The sequence below is a fragment of the Nostoc sp. T09 genome, assembly GCF_002154695.1.
Classification (GTDB): Bacteria; Cyanobacteriota; Cyanobacteriia; order Cyanobacteriales; family Nostocaceae; genus Aulosira.
The window spans coordinates 43445-65923 of the sequence record NZ_MTAV01000012.1 but is presented as its reverse complement, the minus strand read 5'-3'; the positions used below and the strand labels follow the sequence as shown (position 1 = coordinate 65923).

Here is a 22479-nt window from a genome sequence, read left to right as displayed (position 1 = left end):
TATAAATCCGGTTTTCGGTGCTGGTGATCCACTCGCAAAACCGATCCCATACGTTAGCGCCAGAGCGCCGTTGTAAGGTTGTTGTCATTGTTTTATGAGTGCGATTAATCTTGAAAAATGAATTACGGTGAATTAAGCTTCAACCGATACTTCTCAACTCTACATGAATTTAAGTTAAAAATGTTATTTATTTTTTCATAATCTTGTGCATTTAGTGATTAAGATTACTTATATAAAGTAAAAATTTTGTTTATGTATTGCCCAGCCTGCTCAGATGTGGAAGTTATCATTAAAAGTCGAAATAGATATATGGCAAGCTACCTTCAGGAGCTAATAACCACACGGCATAGAAGCAAAGAGGTACGAAGACAAGCTTGACAGGCCAGTTGAATTCTACCTTGAGCCGACTCTTGAAAGCATAGGCAAAGGTCATCAGCATAGCCAAAAATACTAATCTCCCAGCAAGTTGGGACTGGCTGATGTTCAGAGCTTCTACATAAACCTTTTGTGCAAACTGGATATCTGCTGGATAACCCAATAGGTGCCGAAATACCAACGCAGAATCTTGGAGATTGGGTAAGCGAAACCAGATCCAAGAAGTGAAAACCATTAGTTGGGTGAACAGCCAAGCTAGAAATATGCCTAGAGGTTTTTGCCAAAAATGCTCCAGATTCTCATGGCGATCGCTGAGCGCATCTGTAAGCCGATGAACTATCAAGGCTAACCCGTGGTATGCGCCCCAAACAATAAAACCCCAGGCTGAACCATGCCAAATACCAGCAATTATCATCACGATCATTAAATTCCAGCAGGTGCGAGTCAAACCTCTGCGGGAGCCACCTAAAGGAAAGTAAATGTAGTTACGCAGCCAATCGCCCAATGTCATGTGCCAGCGCCGCCAAAATTCTGCAATGCTGGTGCTGAAGTAAGGAAAGTCAAAATTTTCAGGCAAAACAAAGCCAAATAACAGCGCACTACCTCGGGCAATGTCTACATAACCATTGAAATCCAAATATAACTGTAAACCGTAGGCAAATGTTGCTAGCCAGAGATCTGTACTACCTGCTCGTTGGAGATTGCCAAAACATAAATCTACAAAGATTCCTAAATGGTCTGCCAGTATACCTTTTTTAACTGCACCTCTAGCAATTAACCACAGTCCCTCAGCAGCTTGGTTGGGGCTAGGAAATTGTAGTGTATTGATTTGAGTTGCTAGGTTGTGATAGCGAGTAATTGGACCGGAAATTAGTTTAGCAAAGAATAATTTATAAGCTGCAAATTTTAGGAATTGACTAGTAGCAGGCGCACCACGATAGACATCAATTAAATAAGAAATACATTCAAAAGTAAAAAATGAAATTCCCAAAGGTGCAATAAATTTAAAAGCTGTTTCTTGTGAAGTTGTTGGCAATGGAAAAACAGCGTTTAACAACAGAGGTAAATATTTAAATCCTAATAACAGTAAAACATTTAAAATCACTCCTAGCCACAAAAGCTTTAAACGGCGTAGATTCCAGTCAGCTTGGGAAAACAACAACTCTTCGTTATAAATTTGCCCATCAAGAGAATTTTTTCCAGAAGAGGTGTTTTTAGCAATCTCCAGTCCCAAGCGGAAGTTAATAAAAGTAAGTGCTAATAGTAGAGGTATGTACTGAACATTTAAAGATCCATAAAATATCAAGCTGGCAATCAGCAATGTCCACAAACGTAACTTTTGTTCTGACAAAGACCAGTAAATTCCCAGCACACTCAGCAAGAATAGCCCGTAGAAAATTGATATAAAGTTCATTTTTTAGTCATTAGTCATTAATCATTAGTCATTGTCAACAGTTATTCTCCTTGTCCCTGTTGCCTTTCCTACCTCCTTGCTTCCTGATTTCTCTACTTTGCAGTCCAAGGAATCATTGGATCGTGAGCTAGCTTTTTCGAGACTTCATAAGCTCCATAGCGGTTGAGGTGACTAGGATCGGAAAAATAGTCGTTAACTTTTGTCCACAGTTTACTTATGTCTCGATAAATAAAGTTGGGATTGTTAGACATCTGTAACATGTATTGTTGAAATTCTTGCTCATATTTTTGACGTACTGGGTCTAAATAGTCTGCCGTTAGGGGCATGTTGACAAATACTAAAGAAATTTTCCGAGTCTGAGTAAACTGAAGCAGTGCTTGAAAAGCAGTGTCTTGTTCACCTTCCACTTTGAAAGACTGATAATCGTTGTCGTAATTCCCCGTAACTTTGGGATGTTTTTGATAATACCTAGTGGGATGAAAGCGGATAGACAAAGGGAGGAAACCATCAAAGTCAACGGACTGCTGAGAAGTCTCTTCTTCTGGAGCATCGTTGCTTAACTTTATAGACGATGTACTAACATGAATGCGATCGCTCATCAAAGGTAAAGAGTTGAGTTGTTTTTGCAATAACTCTTTAATCCGATCGCGGTTTGAGTAGCTAGCAGAAACAGCGGCTACAGCTTGATTGAGCCATTGATTGGCTAGCTGATAGCTGCTCAGTTCTGGTTTTTGGGTTTTAGCTTTTTGTTCACTAGATGAATTTGCCGGATCTTTGAGCAATTCATCAGTAGTACCTGTAGCTATTGCTTTCTGCAATGCTTGTTTGTAGCCTGCTGATGCAGCGATCGCCGCAAAAGTGATATCTTTGCGCCCACTGTTAAAAGCGCGGGAACCATCTGCCCAAACAATCAGTTTTGGTAGTTCTGAGGGTTCTAACACCCGACGAATAATAAAGTCTACGACTTGGGCCGTAGCACCATTGATCCCAAAGTTAAATACATCTATTTTGGGATAACCCTGAGTTGCCAAAGCTTGAGAAAGTGCAGCCGGATCGACTCCCCGAAGAGCACGAGAAGAGCCAATAATCAACACATGGGGAGGAGTCCCAGTTTTAGCTAAACGCTGTTTGTACAACGCTATTTGCTCATCTAATTGCCTAGCATTAAAACTGGGCATCTGCGATCGCGCTGCTAATAGAATCGCGGTGGCGGTAGCTTTTTCCTTCAATGGAGCAGCTTCCAAGCTTTCTGTCTCGGTATCCTCACTTTGGGTAAAGCCAGAAGCATTAAATACAGAACTCTTACCCTGATTTGGTTTAGTCTTATTAGTGTTAGCGAAAAATGCTGTTCTCTGGTTTTGATTTGCTCCAAGCTTGGGAGATGTCTTTTGATTAGCGGGTGATGATGGAGTTACCGCACTAACAACCTGAGATGGCGGATTTGGGATAGTACGAGTAATGATTTGACCCAACACCCAATCAGTTTGCATCGTCAGCAATAATCCCAGAGTACCCCAGACAAGAGCAACCTTAATTCCTTGAGCTTCCGGGTTATACTCTGTCGGCTGATCGATTTCTGTAAAAAATTGCGTTTGTAATAGCAATTTTTTGACTTTGGCAGTTGCTGTTGTAACCCAATCTCGCGCTACTTCTGTAATAAAAGTTTGAACTTCCTCTGTAGTCAATTCGGGACGCAGGATTGGTTCATTAGTCTGAGATGGTACCAGATCTTTAATATAGATAGCAGCAGCCGCGAATTCGGGAGTAGCTTCTGGTACTAAACGTTGACGACGCACAAAATCTTGGCCATGATGCCAAGCAGGTTCCTTGTTACCTGCACGGCGACCATAGACACGCACGCCTAAAACCCCAGGAAGTTTTAACTGACGGATTAACTGAACGACTTTGTTTGCCACTTTTTTCCGGGCTGGGCAAACAGGAGCATCACACATAATGTGTAATAAATCGCCTTTAATAAGCGGGACTACGCGGATACCGCCCGTCTTCAGTCGCCAATCCAAATCAGGATTAAGTAAACGTTCTAGTAAGAAATGGACAGCAGGTTCATCACCAGCAGTTGCCAACTCTAAGGCTGATGGTGACTGGGCTGGATTTTGAGCAGCAGGTAAAGTCAGCCAATCAATCCAAGCTGGTTGCTTATCAGCAGTTTTTTGCCCATATACAGTAGCAGCTTTGATACCTTGGGGAGCGATGATATCTAGTTGCTCGGCGATCGCTTGCAAGCATAAATGCTTATCTGGCGCTGGGGCGATTTCTAGCGGGTCAGAACTTGGGGTGCAAAATATATGTAGGGTTGATTCTTGCAGCGAAGCTTGTACAGCCACTTTTAACTCTGATAACAGCTCAGTTAACAGCCTGGCGATCGCTTGCACATCCCCCCAACGCGCCCACTCTTTCAGCATTACCTCTGGTGGCGTCAAATCCACCCGCAGCAGCCAATCAGGTGTAGTTTCGCCATTCACTTGCGAAACTATCACTGCATCTTGGTAACCGGACAGCTTAAGGTAGCGCAACTTCTGGGCTATTGGCTCTGCCAGTAATGAAGGATCGGGACTATAACCTGACTGACAAAATATCCACAGCCGATGTTCCTCTAAGGAGCTTGTTTGTGTGGGATGTTGCGGCTTAACTTTTACCTGTACCGCCACACCTAACCTACTCAAGGTTTCACTCAGATAGCGAGCAATGGCATCTGGATGTCCTTGTTTTGCCAGGCTTTCGTTAGATATAATCAACGCTCCACCTGGTACTTGGGATTTTTTCTTATCTTCTAACAAGGCTTGGTTCACCTGCTCCAAATGTCTATCAAGTTGATTTAAATAAACCCGATGACACCATTGGGGCCGGATCTCCCCTTTTTTTCGTCCGTAGACCAATACTTGGTATATTGAGGTTTGTTCGCTGTTTGTTAGGACATCTAAGTCGGTTTGCTGGATTGCTTGCAGCAAGTCAGACAGAGTCCGCCAACGTCGCGGGCACTCTGTCCCTTCACAAAGGATATGTAAGTCATTTCCCCGCAACCGGATTTTCACCCCGACAGTGCTAATCCCAGTTGCTTGGCTTACCCATTGGACTAAGGATTTTTGGCGATCTAGTTGAGATGCTGTTTTCATGGGCAATTAACTTTAGAGGAAGCGAGTATTGGGGGATAGTGCCTGCACTTGTAAACTAGAACCATAGATTTATCACACCCTGACGTTTGGTTTTAACACTTTTGTTACCTTCTTGGCTTGCAAAATGGGCAAAGATAGATATTTATGTACAATTGTGAGCCATGCGAATTTTGGATTTTCCGTTTATTTTACTAATCTGCAAACAACCAGGAATTAGCAATGTCTCCTGCCACCCAAAAACCCTCACCCAACCCTGAATTAAATCTGTTGCTGTTTAGCATTCCCCAATCTTTGCTCTTAAATATAGGTACAGCGTCTATACTACTGCTGGTCACAGCAGGGCAAGTCTCGGTCAAAGCCCTAGAATCTTTGGGGCAAGCCAGTGAAGAATTATTTCGGGGCGATCGCCTACCCATACTCGACTTTCCAGAAGATAACGAATTAAAGAACAGTTAAAAATTTTACTCTAAGAAATGAAGCACTCTGGGCTATTCCTATGAGTGTTGCTTACAGAACATAGCATTCAAAACAGTAATTGTCTTGCAAGAATAGAGAATATGAGTTCCCTTTTATACTCTTTGTCTCAGGCGGCGAACATCTACCCCGCATCGGAATTATTTTTGCGTCATCGCCTCCAAATAGTGGAGGAATTGTGGGAGTCAGTACTCCGCCAGGAATGCGGACAAAAAATGGTAGATTTGTTAGGGCAACTGCGCGATTTGTGTTCGCCAGAAGGCCAAGCCACTCATGACCAAGCTTCATCGGCAGTGAAGTTGATTGAACAACTCAATATCAACGAGGCAATTCGGGCAGCTCGTGCCTTTGCTCTATATTTCCAGTTGATCAACATCATAGAGCAGGAATATGAACAACGGCAGCAATTGACTCGCTATTCTGAAGCAGAGGCAGAGATAGAAGATTCAGAAGTTTTACCCAATATTAGCTATTCATCTAACCAAAGAGAAAACGATGCACCTGTTACAAGGGCAATAGGCGCAGATTTGCTAGCTAAGAGTTGGGTTGCCAAAGAAAAAGACAAACAAAAAGGTACTTTCGCGGCTTTATTCCCGCATTTATTCAAACTGAATGTACCACCGCAGCAAATTCAACGCCTGATTGCCCAACTAGATGTGCGATTAGTGTTTACAGCTCATCCTACGGAAATTGTGCGTCATACTATCCGGGATAAGCAACGACAGGTGGTAAATTTATTGCAACAGTTGGATACGGTAGAAAATCGCTCTGGGAGTACAACCGGGGGATATCCTTGGGAAGCAGCAGAAATACAAGAAAAATTACTCGAAGAAATTCGCCTGTGGTGGCGCACCGATGAACTGCACCAGTTTAAGCCTACTGTCTTGGATGAAGTAGACTATGCCCTACATTACTTCCAAGAAGTGTTATTTGACGGTATTCCCCAACTGCACAAACGGATTAAATACGCTCTGAATAAGACCTTTCCGTGGCTAGAACCACCCCAGAAAAATTTCTGCTCCTTTGGTTCTTGGGTAGGTTCAGACAGAGATGGTAACCCCTCAGTCACACCAGAAATTACCTGGCAGACTGCTTGTTATCAACGGAAAATGGTGTTGGGGAGATATATTCAGTCAGTGAAGCAGCTGATTGAATTATTGAGCGTGTCCATGCACTGGAGTGATGTTTTACCAGATTTGCTGGAATCTCTGGAGTTGGATCAGTCGCAGTTGAGCGAAATATATGACGCCTTAGCGCTACGTTATCGCCAAGAACCCTATCGTCTGAAGTTATCCTATGTTTTAAAAAGGCTAGAAAATACACGCGATCGCAATCTAGCTTTATATAAGCGGGAAACGCCAAAAAATGAAGACAAACCCATGTACCGTTCGGGGTCGGATTTTTTAGCAGAACTGCGGTTGATTCAACGCAACTTGACTGAGACAGGTTTAAGCTGTCGGGAATTAGATAATCTCATTGCTCAGGTAGAAATTTTTGGGTTTAACCTGACACAGTTAGATATTCGCCAAGAATCTTCACGTCACTCCGATACCTTAAATGAGATTCTGGAATATTTGCAAGTCTTGCCCCAATCTTATAATGAACTCTCGGAAGCACAACGAGTGGCTTGGCTAACAGGGGAACTGCAAACCCGTCGGCCGTTAATTCCAGCAGAATTGCCATTTTCCGAAAAAACCAACGATGTAATTGAAACTTTCCGCATAGTGCGATCGCTACAACAAGAGTTTGGTGTCCACATCTGCCAAACTTACATTATCAGTATGTGCCGCGAAGTCAGCGACGTACTAGAAGTTTTGTTATTAGCCAAAGAAGCCAGACTTTTTGACCCAGCGATCGCTGTGGGTACAATTCAAGTTGTGCCTCTGTTTGAAACGGTAGAAGACTTGCTACGCTCTAGAAGTGTGATGCGAGAACTATTTGAACTACCGTTATATCGTGCTTTGTTAGCGGGAGGCTACCAGCAAGTAGAGGACAAGGAAAACAAAGCAGACCTTTCTACTCACGCTACTTGTCCGCTAACCCTGAATCTACAAGAAGTGATGCTGGGTTATTCTGACAGTAACAAAGACTCTGGTTTTTTAAGCAGCAATTGGGAAATTCATAAAGCTCAAAAATCACTCCAGCAAATAGCAGAACAGTATGGTGTGAATCTGCGGATTTTTCACGGACGCGGCGGTTCTGTAGGACGGGGAGGTGGCCCGGCTTATGAAGCGATTTTGGCTCAACCTGGTCACAGTATTAATGGCAGAATCAAAATCACCGAACAGGGAGAAGTACTAGCTTCTAAATATTCCTTGCTGGACTTGGCTTTGTATAATTTGGAAACGATTACCACTGCTGTAATTCAAGCCAGCCTCCTTAAAACAGGTTTTGATGATATCGAACCGTGGAATGAAATTATGGAGGAACTAGCAGCGCGATCGCGTAGTCATTATCGCTCGTTAATTTATGAGCAACCAGATTTTATCGACTTTTTCCACCAAGTAACTCCCATTGAAGAGATTAGCCAGCTGCAAATTAGCTCTCGTCCGGCGCGCCGTCCATCGGGTAAGAAAGATTTAAGCAGTTTGAGAGCTATTCCTTGGGTATTCAGTTGGACACAAACAAGGTTTTTACTACCTTCGTGGTACGGTGTTGGTACAGCTTTGCAAGAATTTTTGCAAGCAGAACCAGAAGAACACTTAAAACTGCTGCAATACTTTTACGTGAAGTGGCCTTTTTTCAAGATGGTAATTTCTAAAGCAGAAATGACCTTGGCAAAAGTAGACATGCAAATGGCCCAGCATTACGTCCAAGAGTTGTCAAATCCAGAAGATAAACCGCGATTTGATAAGGTTTTTGAGCAAATTGCTAGCGAATACTATCGCACCAAAGATTTAGTTTTAAAAATTACCGGACATAATCGACTTCTAGATGGCGATCCTGTATTGCAGCGTTCAGTACAGTTACGCAATGGCACAATTGTACCTTTAGGGTTTATCCAAGTTTCCCTACTCAAGCGCCTGCGACAGTCACGCAATGCTGCTCCATCTGGTGTGATCCACTCTCGTTACAGTAAAGGCGAGTTACTGCGAGGAGCATTGTTAACTATTAACGGTATTGCGGCAGGTATGAGAAATACAGGTTGAAAAGTTAATAGTCAGTGGTCAGCGGCCAGTGGTAAAACACATACAACCAGCCACTCTAACTGCTGACAATTAACTAATGATTAAAAATAGAATTTTAATTTGTACCTTAGTGGCATTATCATCAGGCTTTTTTGGTGGTTACATCTGCGGACACATCACCTTAATGCGGCATAGTCAGAAGTGTCAAAATCAGCCTTGGGCCTTAAAGGAAATGTGCAACACCTGGGTGATACCAGGAGCAATGTGGCAAGGTAGCACGACAGGGCTATGGATGGGCACAGTTTTGGGAGCATTTGTTGCCGGTTTAGCAACACACCAAACTCGTAATTAGTCAAAAGTCCAAAGTCCAGAGTAAATGGCTTAAAACTGCTGAGCCTTGACGATTGCCTATTGACTATCCGTTGAGGCAGTAGGTGCTTGCAAATGGCTCAGGGTTTTCCACGATTGCGTACTGCTATCATAACAGTGCCATTTTCCGCTTTTAACTTCTTGGTAGCAAAATAGAGTGCGATCGTGTCCATCAAGATAATCAGTTAAGTAATAGACAATTCCTCGAAAAGGATAAGTTTTACGGCTGAGTCGCTTGGCTACTGCTTGATTTGGACACTCGACGACGAACACCGGTTTTTGATCCAGGTGAGCCAAAGAGAAGATACACATCCGCAGAATAGCTCTGAGCCAGCTTTCAGAGTTGTCAAAATAATCATCTATGATTTTGTTTGTCAGAGCTTGTTCAAGAGTACGGTCCTGGTTTTGGGGAGTTTGGGCGTCAGACATAGCATCACCTATAGCTACACCGATGGTTTGAGATTAAACCAAAATCTTGAAAAGTGACAAGAGTACAGTCACCTTCAAAGCCACAGTCATGAAATTTATCTTGCAGCAGCAAGCAAGGTAGTATCACTAAGTGGGATATCGATAGTAGCAAAAGCAGTTATTTGGCGTCAGCATGGCTGGTAAAATATGTTCTTAGCCTAATGAGCAAATTTTCATGACTGCTGAAACTAATCAAGTAAATCAAACAACCACAGGTGCTGATGCTATTGACGAAGCGATCGCACAGGGAATTGATTTTGACGGTTCTCCCATTCCAACGGCTAAGCTGGAACTGTATAACAAAGTCATGGCACTAGAGGCAAATAGACAGCGTAGCGGCGTATCGAATACTATGCGATCGCGCATTGTCCGAATTGGTGCAAAACACATTCCCCAAGCAGAACTCGATACATTGCTAGTAGATGCTGGTTTTGCGCCTTTGAAAGAAAAAGAAATTGCCTTTTTCTACGGCGGTAAATAGCAAAGATTGGTCAATAAACTATAGCAATCCGATTTGATTCGGAGAAATCACTCGTTGAGGGAGGGAACAGGGAACAGGGAACGGGGAACAGCAGAGAGGGGAAATTGAAGTGTACCGAATTTGTTCAAAAATCAAATAGGAGTTCTATATTTTTATAAGTCAACTAAATCATAGTTGCTCATATACCCCTTTCTCTGTTAGTCACCTAAGTGACAAGGAAGGGTATTTTTTTGCGTACAAGCCAAATGAGTTAAGATTTTTTAGCATAAAATTAGCAAAATGACATCACCATTTAGTTGAATTACGGGAAATATTTATCCTTACTCGTTCGCGATCGCAATAGCGCTCCCAAATGCTTACGGGCTGCAAAAAGACTAGGTTACGAATCATAATATTATGTGTAAAGTTTATTGGGAAAGTCACTTATGCCGAAAGCAATTTGGAATGGCGCTACTTTAGCCGAGAGCGATAATACTATAGTTGTAGAAGGTAATTATTACTTTCCACCTGAGGCTATTAAGAAAGAGTATTTCAAAGAAAGTAATACTCACACTACTTGCCCTTGGAAAGGTGTCGCTAGTTACTACAGTGTTGAAGTGAATGGGCAAGTTAATCAAGACGCTGCTTGGTACTATCCCAGTGCTAAAGAAAAAGCTAAGAATATTGAAGGATATGTTGCCTTTTGGCGAGGTGTTAAAGTCGAGGCTTAGCGAAAATTAATTGGTGCTTAACTCTTGGAATCATTTAATTTCTAAGATGTTTACCCTAGCTAGTACCGCAGCCTTGGAAGTCAAAAGTCAAAAGTCAAAAGAATTGTATTCCGGCCTTTTGCAGCATTGTTAATGGTCTGTTTATTTACGCCATGCTGTACTAGTCAGTCATAATTTAACCAATTTTTGGGTGGTTGAGTTGTATCAACCACCAGAATTTTGAAAAGATTTTTGATTCATTTATTTGGCAAACGCAATATCATTTGGCGTTTTTGACGTAACAGTGTTCCTTCTTCTTCAAATTGCTGGAGAAGGCGCGTTACTGTTACTCTTGTTGTATTTAATACCTCAGCCATTTCTTGATGAGTAGCATTCAGGTCAATCAATTTACCCTGTTCTACCTCACGACCAAATTTCCGGCTTAACCAGACTAAAAATTGCCACAAACGCACAGACATAGGTTTACAATGCACTATGCTTAAAAGTTCCTCTGCCTGTTGAATGTGAGAAAGTAAAGCTGTGACATCTTGATACCAAAGATGAGGTGGCACTATACTAATTTCTACATTGGTTAGACACTCAATTTGGTAGGGCTTGACTTTAGACAAAGGAGAACCGATTAAATCTCCAGTACCCCAGTAACCCAAAGTAATAAATGTTCCCTCTTCACTCCAGGTTAAGGTGCGAACTGCACCACGTTCGATTCGCCATAGTACATCGTTGCGTGGCGGTATCATTTCCCGCCTGGTAAATAAGCGATGGGGGATTTGTTCTTTAATGGCAGAGTTATACGACACATTAGCAGAATAGACCATAAAAATATTTTGGTAGAGAAAATTGTGGAGTTGCTTTAGAAATTATCGGAATTAGCTTAGATGCAAGAATTGACTTAGGATAATTAATACTTGCAATGACATCTGCCTAAGGAGATTTAGCACACATATTATCTATGTGTAAATATCAAACTACCAATCAAGCATAGTTATTCTCCGGTTATCTCTAACACAGAAGTAAATAAATAACTATAGCTCTTGAGGAAGATTGGGGCGGATTGACAAAATTATTTACATTAACTTTGGCTGTAAACAAACTGGCACTGGAATTTCAGAGAACTGGGGCTAGAAAAGATTTTCATGCCCTATTTGTGAACGCGAGCCTGCTTAGAAAGGAGCTACGCTAACGCCCCTAGGTAAAAAACTAAATATTATTAATTAATGTAGTTTTATGTATTATTTCAATACTTCAACAGAAGCCTAGCCCACTAGTATCGATTGAAGCTCCAATCCTAAGTGACACTCAACATCAAATCCTTTCTCTGCTCTTTTTCTGCATCCTGTGTGGAGCTTTTTATATCCCTATGTGGCACAAAGAATATTGAGAGTAAAACTAGTAAAGCCAGAAAACTATACTATGATTGGATTTCTTCTTAATTGATACTAATGAGCATTGCCTTAGCATCCTCAGCGCAAAAAGGCTGTTCTTGTTTTCAACAGCAGGAACTTCTGAAAATTTGGTAATTATTCCCTAGCAATCACAATATCGTTGGACTTAATTACTGCGTAAGCTTCAGTTCCCTCAGACAGACCCAACTCCTCTGCTGAAACTCTAGTGATCATAGAGGTTAGTTCAACTTTGTGAACAATCTCTAGAGTCACTTCAGTATTAACAGATCCTGTAATTACCCGTTTGACAACTCCCTTGAGAATATTACGCGAGCTAACTTTTAATGGTTTCTTTTGACTACTAATTTCTACCTCAGCAGTGTAAACATCTTTTTTCGTATCCTGTTTAGTTAGTGGCAATGCTGATGAAGAGTGTTGGCTTAAACCACGTACCAATTCTCGTAAAATTTCAGTTTTAGTACGCTGAGACTGGTTACAGAACTCTTCCAGTATTTTGCGCTCTTCTTCTGAAGTTTGAAATGTTACCCATCCTTGTTCTTTTCTTGGCATAAATTTACCAATTTAGTTGGTATATACTTTTGATCTTGCTATGATCCTACCAAGGGTGAATCCTCTGAAACCAAATCAATCTAAGTGCAGTTTTCTTACAAACAAATAACAGTTTCTTATTTAACTTGGCATGGCATCTAATAGCAACTCATGTACCGACTTTGAATCTCTTGTCTCTTCCTAGCTAGGAACAGAACCGAGAAGAAACTGAGTCTCCATAAGAACAAAATAAACCAAACTTCAACATTTATTCGATCTGTTGTTACCTTTGTCAATAACTAGTAACTGGGATATTCCCTTTTCCCCTCGTTTCTAACTTCTAAAATGTCATATTGAACATTTTGAGACTATAGAATTTTGGTTTTAATAGTATAAAAAGAGACTTATATTCATAAAATAAAATTAAAAGAGAAATAATTTTCAGGGTGGAGTGTCACCGAATACAGCAAATTTAAAGTTAGTGAAGTACAGATCCTAGGCTTCAAACCCAAGCATAAAGACTGTTTTACTTCTGAATTCTGAATTCTAACTCCTGAATTCTGCTGTAGTTTACCCAGCAAAAACTAAGTAGCAAAAAAATACTTGCATTTCTTAAATAGAATTTAGCAAGGTTTTAGCAAAATAACTTAACAAATGGATAATTTGTCAGTTGTAAATTGTCAACCAAAAATTAGCTTACAACTGACAGTCATCTTTACTCATGGCTAAATTCTCAATTTAATTATGAGATGCTACTGTTCCATCTGCGGAAATAATTATGTCCTGTAGTGTTCGGAGTAACTCTTGTTCATTGTAAGGTTTAGAGAAGTAGGCGCGTGCACCTAATTGAATTGCCAATTGACGATGTTTATCACTACTGCGAGAGGTTAACATAGCAATTGGGATATTTTTCATCTCATCACTGGATTTGACACGACCTAAAAAGCCATAACCATCAAGACGAGGCATTTCAATATCGCAGATTACAGCCTGGACTTGTAATCCACTCTGAAGCTTTTCTAAAGCATCTTGACCATCTTTTGCTTGTTCTACTTGATACCCTCCTTTTTCAAGAGTTAAGGCTAAAAAACGCCGCACATTAATTGAGTCATCCACGATCAAAATAGTGCTTTTCTTGTTGGCAGCAGGCACTAGTTGTTTATCATCATGGGGGAACAGGAACGCTGTTTTTAACCGAGCTGATGGTAATTGATTGTTTCTAGAAGTGCGCTGATTAGTAGTAAATCCATACAGTAACTCATTGGTATTGACTAGTGCTACTACCCGACCATCACCGAGAATAGTACAGTTGCCGAAGCCTTCCGGTAGAGGTATATTGCCTTCTACTTGCCGAATAGCCACTTCTTGCTCGCCCCAACAACGGTCTATTTGTATAGCTACCGATTGATTATTGCTTTTCACTATTAATACACTGCTAGCATTAATAGCTGGGGGAGTTTCCAACTCTGGGTTATCGTAGCGGGGTCCATTAAACTCCAGGTAGCTACTAAGGCGAATTAATGGCAGCATAGTTCCTTGCCAATTGATAAATTCGTTGTCTGCGATCGCAAAAACCTGTTCGTTTTGGAGTAAAAATATTTCTGAAACGACATCTGTAGGAAATGCCAATAGCATCCTACTGCTTTCCACTAACAGCACTCGAGCGACTGAAAGTGTAAATGGTACTGCTAGAGTAAAGGTAGTTCCAACTCCTGGCTCAGTATCAACTTTAATATCTCCCCGCACCTGTTTGAGGTTGTTACGCACTACATCCATGCCAACACCACGACCAGATAGAGCTGTAACTTGGTCGGAGGTGGTAAACCCTGGTTCAAAGATGAGTGATAACAGTTCATCATCACTAGCACTAGCTAATAGAGAAGCATCTAACCCCATCGCAAGTGCGCGATCGCGAATTTTCTCTAGAGAAATTCCCCAACCATCATCACGGATACTAATAATTGTGCGATCGCGACGGTGAGTAGCTTTAATTTCAATCAAGCCTTGTTCTGGTTTACCTAAGTTGCTGCGGGTGACTGGATCTTCAATACCATGATCGAAGGCATTCCTTAACAGGTGCATTAAAGGCTCATTCAAAGCCTCTAAGATGCTACGTTCAATTAAGGTGTTGCCACCTTCAATTTTTAACTGGACATTTTTGCCATATTCCACATTCAAATCGCGTAAGGCTCGTGGAAAACGCTCAACCAAATCTGATAGGGGGCGCATCCTGACTTGTGTCAGCTTGGTCTGCAACTGTTTTGATGTTTTATTCAACTTGCGAGCTATATGATCTGTATCATCAACGCTGAGTTGAACATCAGTTGTGACTTCTTGTACTTGAACAATGGTTTCCATAACTTCCTGCGACAGCAGGTTTAATTCGTTATAGCGATCCAGTTCTAAGACATCAAAGTTAGCGTTTACATCTTGGGGATGATGCCGATCATCTGCCAATGATAGTACAGTAGATGTGCCTACAGGTTGAGTAGCAATTTTATCGTAGGCTGCTCGTAGTTCTTGATTTTCGCGATCGAGACTTTGGACACGCTGGCTGAGATTGCGGACGAGTTTGCGTAATCTTTCTAATTGTAAGTTCAGCCCATTTCGCTGAATAATCAGTTCACCAAATAAATCATTGATTTGCTCAAGTTGCTTACTGGGAACTCGGACTGTATTTTCATGAATTTCACGGTCTTTGCCATTACTAACTGGCTCGGCTTTGCGTTCGATGAGTTTGTAATCTGCTGGGGAAATTTCGCGAGCGGCTACTATCCTTGGATCTAGGAAATTGACTGGCTCTGCAATGTTCTCAGCAAACTCTACATCTAATGTTTCAAAATTGGCAGGAACGATCGCATCTTCTTGGCTCCAGGTTTCCTCAGTTTCTTCTGATTGCAAGAAATCGCTGGCGAGAATTTCTGATGTATCTGTGGCGAGAAACTCCGCAATCGCTGCTTGTTTAGGTGAGATATTGCTAGCTTGGGTATTGGCTAGCTCGTCTAATTTAAGCTCTGTCGGTAGACTATCTAGTTGATGTGTCAGCACTAAAGCTTGCGATCGCCGCCATGCTTGCAATGCTAACTGCGCAATTTCAGGAACTTGGTGAGGGTTAGCAGTTTCTAAGTGATGTGTTATTGACTCGCAGAGCTGGGTAAAAGCTGTCAATTGCAGCATTTCCCCTAAACCGCCCAATTCAGCCGCCATGATTGCTACTTCTTCCTGCAAACAAGGCTGTTCTCGATCTGCTAACACAGATTCTAGGCGCTGCAAACAGCCTTCCACTTCTGTTTCAAACAGCAAGGGGATAATATCTTGCCCATCTTCTGGTGAAAGCATGGTTGTAGCGTCTTCTGGCACAGGGTCGCCCAAACGCTCATGCAGCTCGTCAAAAACTGGGTAACAAAAGGTTTCTAGCCATTGCTCTTCTATAACATTTCCTTCTGAGAGCAATTCCACTATTTGACGTAACCAATCAACACCAGATAGTAGTAAACTTTGTAACTGAGTATCAATTTCTAAAGAGTTTTTCCGAGTTTTTAAGACTTTAAAAGAATCTTCCAAACGGTGCGCTAAATCACTGAGGGTGCGAAATCCCATCATTCCCGCACCACCTTTGATGGAATGAGCTGCTCGGAGTGCCCCGTTTATTTTATCTGAGTCGATGCGATTACTAATATCGATTTCCAGCAATACCCCTTCTAGGGTATTAAGATAATCAGTGGCTTCTTCCAGAAACTGCATCTGGATTTCCAGTTCTTTGTCCTGTGACATGGTTTTCGTGAGTTGTTAAGCTAATGCGCGTCTAATAAAGGATTTGTTATAGGTATTCAGTTGTTCTTGTAATCAGCAATGACCAATGACTAGAGAACTAACTGACCTTAAATGTGCCAACAGTCTCCTGCAACTCTTGGGAAATCTCCACAGTTTGTTGTAAAGATTCGGAAACTAAACGAGAAGAATCGCTGGTACGCTGTGACACAGCAACAATTGCTTTCATCAAATTGCTGACAGTTTGCGAGGTTTCTACCTGGGATGCAGTCGCCAGAGAAATCGACTGCACTAGCTGATCAATTTGACGCGACACATCCAAAATCTCATTGAGACTATGCTTAGCATCTTCAACTATGCGGGTGCCTTCGACAACCTGGGTCGTCCCCACCTCCATCGCCTGCACTACGTCGCTGGTTTCCCTTTGGATGTTCTCGACAATTTGTTCAATTTCTTGAGTTGCGGCTGCACTTCTGACTGCTAATTCGCCTACTTCTTCGGCAACTACGGCAAAACCTTGACCTTCTTCACCCGCACGTGCAGCTTCAATACCAGCGTTGATCGCTAGTAAGTTAGTTTGGATGGCGATTTGGTTAATTAAAGACACCACACGAGAAATTTGTTGGGAAGATTCTCCTAACCGCTTTACTTTCTTGGCAGTTTCACCAACAGTTTCCCGTAAAGAAAGAATGTTTTGCACTGTTAAATCCATTGCTTGTCCACTTTTGGTTGCAGTGTGGGCAGCATGGTTAGCAATTACCGCAGCTTGCTGGGCATTTTCGGCTACAGCTTGAATTGAATGAGTCATGTGGTCAACAGCATCCAAGGTGCGGGTAATTTCGGCAGCTTGGGTGAGTGCTTCTTCTGCTAGCTGGCGGATAGCTGCTTCGTTAGAGCCGATCGCCGTATTTACTTGAGTAGCAGCTTGTTTAACTTGAGTGACAATATCCCGGAGACTTTCAACGATCGAGTTAAAAAAGTCAGCAACAGTGCCAATTTCCCCGGCTGTCACGTCAGCACGCACGGTGAGGTCTCCGCTTGCTGCACCTTCTACGTTACTCAGCAATTCTAAAAGTTGCGTTTGCAGCGCTTCTTTTTGTTGCCGTTCTTCTTGAGTATCTTGTTGAGCAGCAGCTTTTGCTTGTTCTAATTCTTCTATTAACCTAGCTTGTTCTAAGGCATAGCCAATTTGAATCGCTGTTTGTTTCAACAAATCAATTTCTGGCTGTTGCCAAATCCGCGGACTTTCACAATGATGGGCAATCAATAAACCCAAGAGTTGATCTTGAGTAATAATTGGTGCGATCAAATTGCCTTGAACAGCAAATTTTTCCAAAATTTCAATGTAACAATTGGCATCAGCAAGGTTCGGCTCTTGATAAATGTTAGCGATCGCCCTGACTCGTCCATCTCGATAAAGGTCTACATGGCGTTCCCGAAAGCAGGGGTCGTCAATTCGCACTCCCATCATTTTCGGCCAATCATCAGTCACAGATTCAGCAACAACCACACCATCCCAGTTCTCTGGATTCAGCTTATAGATGATTACTCGGTCTGTTTTTAGTGCTAGGCGAACTTCGTTAACTGCTGTTGTGTAAATATCTTCAGTTTCGAGATTTTTCCGAATTCGCAAGGTAACATCTGCAATAAATTTGACTCTTTCAGTTTCCCGCTCTTGTTCTCGTAGCAATACCTGCAATTGCTCGGCCATTCGGTTAATATTGAAACCCAAGATCCCTAATTCGTCTGCTCTTTGCACCTCTAGACGAGTATTGAGTTGACCTTCACCAAGTTTGCTGACTGCCTCAGTTGCACTCAAAATTGGTTTTGTCGCACGTTTAGCTAACCAAGCAGCGATCGCTGCTACGATGAATGCGGTTAATGCGGTGCCAATTGCTATAGTCCATAATAATTCTCTTTGCGGTGCAAATGTAATTGCTGTATCAGTCGCAATCAGAGCATCCCATTTTAAATCTGGTAAACCTTCAATTTTTTTAGAGGGTATATAGCTTACAAGTTGCTGTTTTTTATCCAGTTTGTTAACTGTAATAAAACTATTGACCTTGTTTTGTCCTTGGAGTTTAGTTAAACCCGTAAAATCAGCTTTAGCCTCTCTACCTTCTTGATTATTTTGGGTTGCCAGGAAAATCTTGCCTGATTTGTCTAGCAAATGGTATTCATGCCCTTTACCTGCATAGTTTTTAATAGTTTCTTCTAGAGATTTGGCGGGCATACGCGCTCTCACCACGCCAATATTTTGACCTGTGACTGTATCTTTAACAGGTGCAGCTATGTGAATACTCACAAGACCAGTACTTTTTGATTTTTCTGGCTGACTAATAACGGGAGTATCTTGTTTAAGAGTATCCTGAAAATACTGGCGGTCTTTGTGGTTTTCTAAGGGTTCGCCTGTAGATTGGACAATTACGTTACCTTCTAGATCGAAGACAGCAATACTGTCATAAGCTTTGTAAGCCTTGACAATGCGATCTAAAACTGCTTGCTTCTCTTGCGGATTTATGCTTTCTCTGACTTGGGTATTTGTCAAAAATGGCAGATTAGAGAGTACTTGAATATCTCCGTATCGTCCCAACATGTAACGGTTGACTTTGTCGATTAATCCAATTGCTTCTGCTTCTTGAGCTTGAGTAATTTGCTTATTAATCGAGTTATTGGCAAAACTATAAGCGATCGCGCCAATGCCCAATGTCGGTAGAGTTCCAATCGCGATCGCTAATACTGTAGCTTTTGTACCTAAGCTGAGCCTATTAAAATAAGTAACTGCTTTTCTCAACACAGAAGTATTTGCAGTTTCATTAGTGAGATTATTTGGTTGCTTGATTGGAGTATTAAGAAGTTTTTGGGACGAAATTAATGATGAGTGATTTTGAGGATCACTACTCTTAGCCGTGTCAGTCTTATTAAACATTAATTAATTCTGCTAGGTATGTGAATGAGAACACTAAAAATCCTTTTTTTAGTAGTACACCCTAATCACTGCGGAGAATAGAAGAATGGACAATAGCTTGTGCATCTAATACCAGCAATATCTCTTGCTGTTGCCCAACACATCCAGAGAGATACGGTACTAAACTGGATGCTACTTGTCCTATAGGAGAACAAATTTCATCAGCCAAGAACTTAGCTGTACCTTTTATCTCTTGTACAACTAAACCCAAAAGCATTGATTCCACCCGCACAATAATCACATTGTACTGCCGCAGCCGATTATCTAAAAATTCTAAATTGAGCATTCTTGGCAGATCTACTACCCAAATTATGCGACTTCGCCAATTCATTAATCCGAGGATGCAGGCGGGCATATTTGGCATTGAGGTAACAGACTCAACAGGCATGATAATCGCTTCTTGCGTGTGCCTCATTGCTAAAATCGCCGCAGTCTGTTGATTTAGCTGAAACTTAATATAGCCATCTCCTAAATTATTGGTGGTAGGTTTAGTGGGGAGGGGATTTTTTGGACTATTCATAGATTCAATTTGCTACTGATTTAATAGCTCGTAAAAGTTGTTCCCGAGTATATGGTTTAGTCAGGTAAGCATCAGCACCTTGTTTCATTGCCCATAATCGGTCAATCTCTTGATTTTTAGAACTACAAATTACAATCGGAACTTTCTGTGTAAGCGGATTTTTTTTGAGATAACGACATAACTCAAATCCACTTATCCCTGGCATGACTACATCAGTGACAATGACATCAGGCTGTTGTAATAAAGCTTTTTCTAATGCTTCTTTTGCACCAGTAGCTGGGATTACGTTATAACCACTTTCTGTGAGATAATAACTCATTAGTTCTAATTCACTAGGAGAATCTTCAACAATCAGAATTGTGCCAATCAAAGTAAGATTCACTACTAAATCTCCTAAAAAATGCTATTGGTCTTACTAACTATCTATTTATTAATAATTAACCGAGGTGTTTAAACACCATTTTTAGCAAATCCGGTTGTGTAAATGGTTTTGTTAAATAGCCGGAAGATCTGACCATCTTTGCCTTTGCTCTATCGATAAATCCTGTTTTACCAGTCACCATAATAATTGGAGTATCCCTGAACTGTGAATGCCTTCTTAGTAAAGAACATAGTTCATAACCATCTAAATTGGGCATTTCAATGTCTAGTAAAATTAAATCGGGTTTACTCCTGAGTATCTGCATTAAAGCTTTGACTGGATCGTTAATTAGGACAACAGAAAATGTTTCCTCATCCAAAAAGTGCTTAATAGAATTCAAAACGGTTTGGCTATCATCAATACATGCAATGGTATAAAGCCCTTTGCTAAAGTGTCTTTGACTAAATGTATAGTTTCTCTCTTCAGCCAAAGCAAAATTACTTTGTTTAGGTAATTGTTGTTCCAGCTTGGTTTGAGACGGCGATTGAGTTTGAGGTAGCTTTGTTGTATGCACGACTGGAGAACCCCCAGCAGCAGGAAGTGGTGACTGGGTAATTTGCCGATTTCTTAGCTGCTTTTGGCAATGTTCAACTATTAACCGCAAATCCAAGCTACAAAATTTTGGTAAGCCATCTAAGGTAATTTCTGGATTAAATTCATAACTTCCTTCTTTTAAAGCTAAAAATGACTCCAGCACTTCTTTAGCCAATTCATCTATCAGAGTTGCTGCCTGCTGAGAAGTAATATAATCCTGGGCAGCTAACCAGCAGATAGCATGATAGTCTGCATTTGATGTTGAGTGATTTTCATTATTTGTTTCAAACATCAGCCGCATTTGCACCCTAGTAGCGCTATTGAGAGTCGGAATTTGCTGACTCAAGCGCCGCAAGTGACTGTCTAGTCTTTCAAACACTTTATCTGAATAAGAGGCGTAAGCCAGTTTACCGTCCTCTAGATAGATAGACCAAGAAGTAGTCTCTGTATATACCCTTAAGCACCCTGTAGCACGCCTACTGGTGAGTTGTGCCAACAGCGATAACGGATGTAATTTCTGGAACAACTTGTAGCTACTTATAGGAGTTGTGCTCATTTTGCTTTTACTTCAGCTAAATTCAATACGTGTAAGCTAAACTTGTACAGACGCTCTTATACAATTCCAATCAACCTAGAAAATATTGGTGCCCTGTAGCATAACATACAAAAATATTTGTCCTATTTTTGAGTAAACTTAACAGTAGCTTTGTTTTCAGATTATAAAGTCTTATTCAATTATGAAGTTATTGTCAATTTACTTACTTATACTGAGATTATCAGAGTTGTCTGGACAATTATTAAATAAAATTTAAAGACTAGATAAAGTCGCTTGCTTTTAAGTAACATTTTTTTTAAATTTCAAGTAATAATACTGACTTTTAAATAATATTTACTTAATATTTTACGTATTTACACCAAAAAAAATTAGTACGAAAACTCAGCTTACTGCTTTTTGAATGATAAGTATCTTTACTTAAAAGTGATAAAAATTACTTTTACTTTTAATAGCAGCGGTCTCAAAGTAGTTTTTTCGCTGCTGATAACGATTCCCTAAATTACACTATTGCGGAATCTATTCAAATTGCATTCCCCTTCGGGTTCAGCAGTGACGCGCCTGCGTCGCTACCGCTGCGCTAACGCAACCAACAGAAACAGCCAGTACTGCGACTGCCTCACCGCGTCTCCCGTTCTCCGCATCCCTTCGTCTTTTTGAGGCTAACGATTATGCAACTTAAAGGCAGATTAGCTTACCTCTACCTCCCTTGTTTCCTGTTAAGACTTCCCTGCTTCTACAAGTAAGCCATTCACGCCAGGTTTTAGCACAACCAAAGATGAAAATATTAATCCTTCGTTCTGCCTCCTGCCCTCTGCCTCCTGCCTTATTTTCAAGCAAGTTCACAAATAAAAATTAGAAGTAATACAGATTTTGCATTTTGATAGACACACTAAAAAAGCGCTGAGTGAGAATTTCCAACGCTAATTTTTCCCAGCATGGCTAATAAAGCAATAGTCGTCATTAATGACTATTACTCAAATTTTCTTAACTTTCGGGGCAGCAATTACTTAAAAGTGCGGATGAAAGGACTTGAACCTTCACTCCTTTCGGAACTAGAACCTAAATCTAGCGCGTCTGCCAATTCCGCCACATCCGCATCAGCTTCCTAATATAACACAACAAATTATTTATGCAAATAGCTAGAAAACTCTAAATTTTGAGAGATCGATAGAGAAACAAAAAGGTAAAAAGCCGATTTTTACCTTTTTCCTTTTGATTTCTTATG

15 protein-coding genes and 1 tRNA gene are annotated in these 22479 nt (G+C 41.1%); 5 read left to right on the top strand and 11 right to left on the bottom strand.

The window, feature by feature from the left end:
• Positions 1–289: 289 nt before the first annotated feature.
• Complete coding sequence (locus BV372_RS04190; RefSeq protein ID WP_086683710.1) at positions 290–1789, bottom strand: MBOAT family protein; 1500 nt, start codon at positions 1787–1789, stop codon at positions 290–292.
• Between the two features lie 92 nt (positions 1790–1881).
• Entirely contained in the window at positions 1882–4923 is a 3042-nt protein-coding gene (locus BV372_RS04185; protein ID WP_086683708.1) for a DUF1574 family protein, read from the bottom strand.
• A gap of 219 nt (positions 4924–5142) precedes the next feature.
• On the opposite strand from BV372_RS04185, the gene BV372_RS04180 reads away from it, so the two are divergent.
• The 3 genes from BV372_RS04180 (at position 5143) to BV372_RS04170 (ending at position 8877) form a co-directional block, all read left to right on the top strand.
• Positions 5143–5379, top strand: coding sequence for a hypothetical protein (locus BV372_RS04180; protein WP_086683705.1), 237 nt, complete (start codon positions 5143–5145; stop codon positions 5377–5379).
• 101 nt (positions 5380–5480) lie between these two features.
• Positions 5481–8546, top strand: a complete 3066-nt coding sequence (gene ppc, locus BV372_RS04175) for a phosphoenolpyruvate carboxylase (RefSeq protein ID WP_086683702.1) — start codon at positions 5481–5483, stop codon at positions 8544–8546.
• A 76-nt stretch (positions 8547–8622) separates the two neighbouring features.
• Positions 8623–8877 (top strand): hypothetical protein, encoded by a 255-nt coding sequence (locus BV372_RS04170; protein ID WP_086683699.1) that lies wholly within the window; start codon positions 8623–8625, stop codon positions 8875–8877.
• 56 nt (positions 8878–8933) lie between these two features.
• Here BV372_RS04170 and BV372_RS04165 read toward each other — a convergent pair whose 3' ends face one another.
• On the bottom strand, positions 8934–9323 hold the full coding sequence (locus BV372_RS04165; RefSeq protein ID WP_086683696.1) for a hypothetical protein: 390 nt from the start codon (positions 9321–9323) through the stop codon (positions 8934–8936).
• A 214-nt stretch (positions 9324–9537) separates the two neighbouring features.
• Between BV372_RS04165 and BV372_RS04160 the strand changes: the two genes are divergently transcribed.
• Positions 9538–9843 (top strand): DUF4090 family protein, encoded by a 306-nt coding sequence (locus BV372_RS04160; protein ID WP_086683693.1) that lies wholly within the window; start codon positions 9538–9540, stop codon positions 9841–9843.
• A gap of 425 nt (positions 9844–10268) precedes the next feature.
• Entirely contained in the window at positions 10269–10553 is a 285-nt protein-coding gene (locus BV372_RS04155; protein WP_086683690.1) for a DUF427 domain-containing protein, read from the top strand.
• Positions 10554–10789: 236 nt separating this feature from the next.
• Here the strand turns inward: BV372_RS04155 and BV372_RS04150 are convergent, their stop codons facing one another.
• From BV372_RS04150 to BV372_RS04115, 8 genes are all read right to left on the bottom strand, one after another.
• Positions 10790–11368 (bottom strand): Crp/Fnr family transcriptional regulator, encoded by a 579-nt coding sequence (locus tag BV372_RS04150; RefSeq protein WP_086683688.1) that lies wholly within the window; start codon positions 11366–11368, stop codon positions 10790–10792.
• A gap of 702 nt (positions 11369–12070) precedes the next feature.
• Complete coding sequence (locus BV372_RS04145; RefSeq protein WP_086683685.1) at positions 12071–12505, bottom strand: molybdopterin-binding protein; 435 nt, start codon at positions 12503–12505, stop codon at positions 12071–12073.
• Between the two features lie 717 nt (positions 12506–13222).
• Complete coding sequence (locus tag BV372_RS04140; RefSeq protein ID WP_086683682.1) at positions 13223–16258, bottom strand: hybrid sensor histidine kinase/response regulator; 3036 nt, start codon at positions 16256–16258, stop codon at positions 13223–13225.
• Between the two features lie 97 nt (positions 16259–16355).
• Positions 16356–19184 carry a methyl-accepting chemotaxis protein gene (locus BV372_RS04135; protein WP_086683679.1) on the bottom strand — a complete coding sequence of 943 codons (2829 nt, stop codon included), beginning with the start codon at positions 19182–19184 and terminating at the stop codon, positions 16356–16358.
• A 61-nt stretch (positions 19185–19245) separates the two neighbouring features.
• On the bottom strand, positions 19246–19743 hold the full coding sequence (locus tag BV372_RS04130) for a chemotaxis protein CheW (protein ID WP_086683677.1): 498 nt from the start codon (positions 19741–19743) through the stop codon (positions 19246–19248).
• A 4-nt stretch (positions 19744–19747) separates the two neighbouring features.
• Positions 19748–20125, bottom strand: a complete 378-nt coding sequence (locus BV372_RS04125) for a response regulator transcription factor (RefSeq protein WP_086683674.1) — start codon at positions 20123–20125, stop codon at positions 19748–19750.
• 55 nt (positions 20126–20180) lie between these two features.
• Complete coding sequence (locus BV372_RS04120; RefSeq protein WP_086683671.1) at positions 20181–21254, bottom strand: response regulator; 1074 nt, start codon at positions 21252–21254, stop codon at positions 20181–20183.
• A gap of 1014 nt (positions 21255–22268) precedes the next feature.
• Positions 22269–22350, bottom strand: a tRNA-Leu gene (locus BV372_RS04115).
• Between the last annotated feature and the right edge of the window lie 129 nt (positions 22351–22479).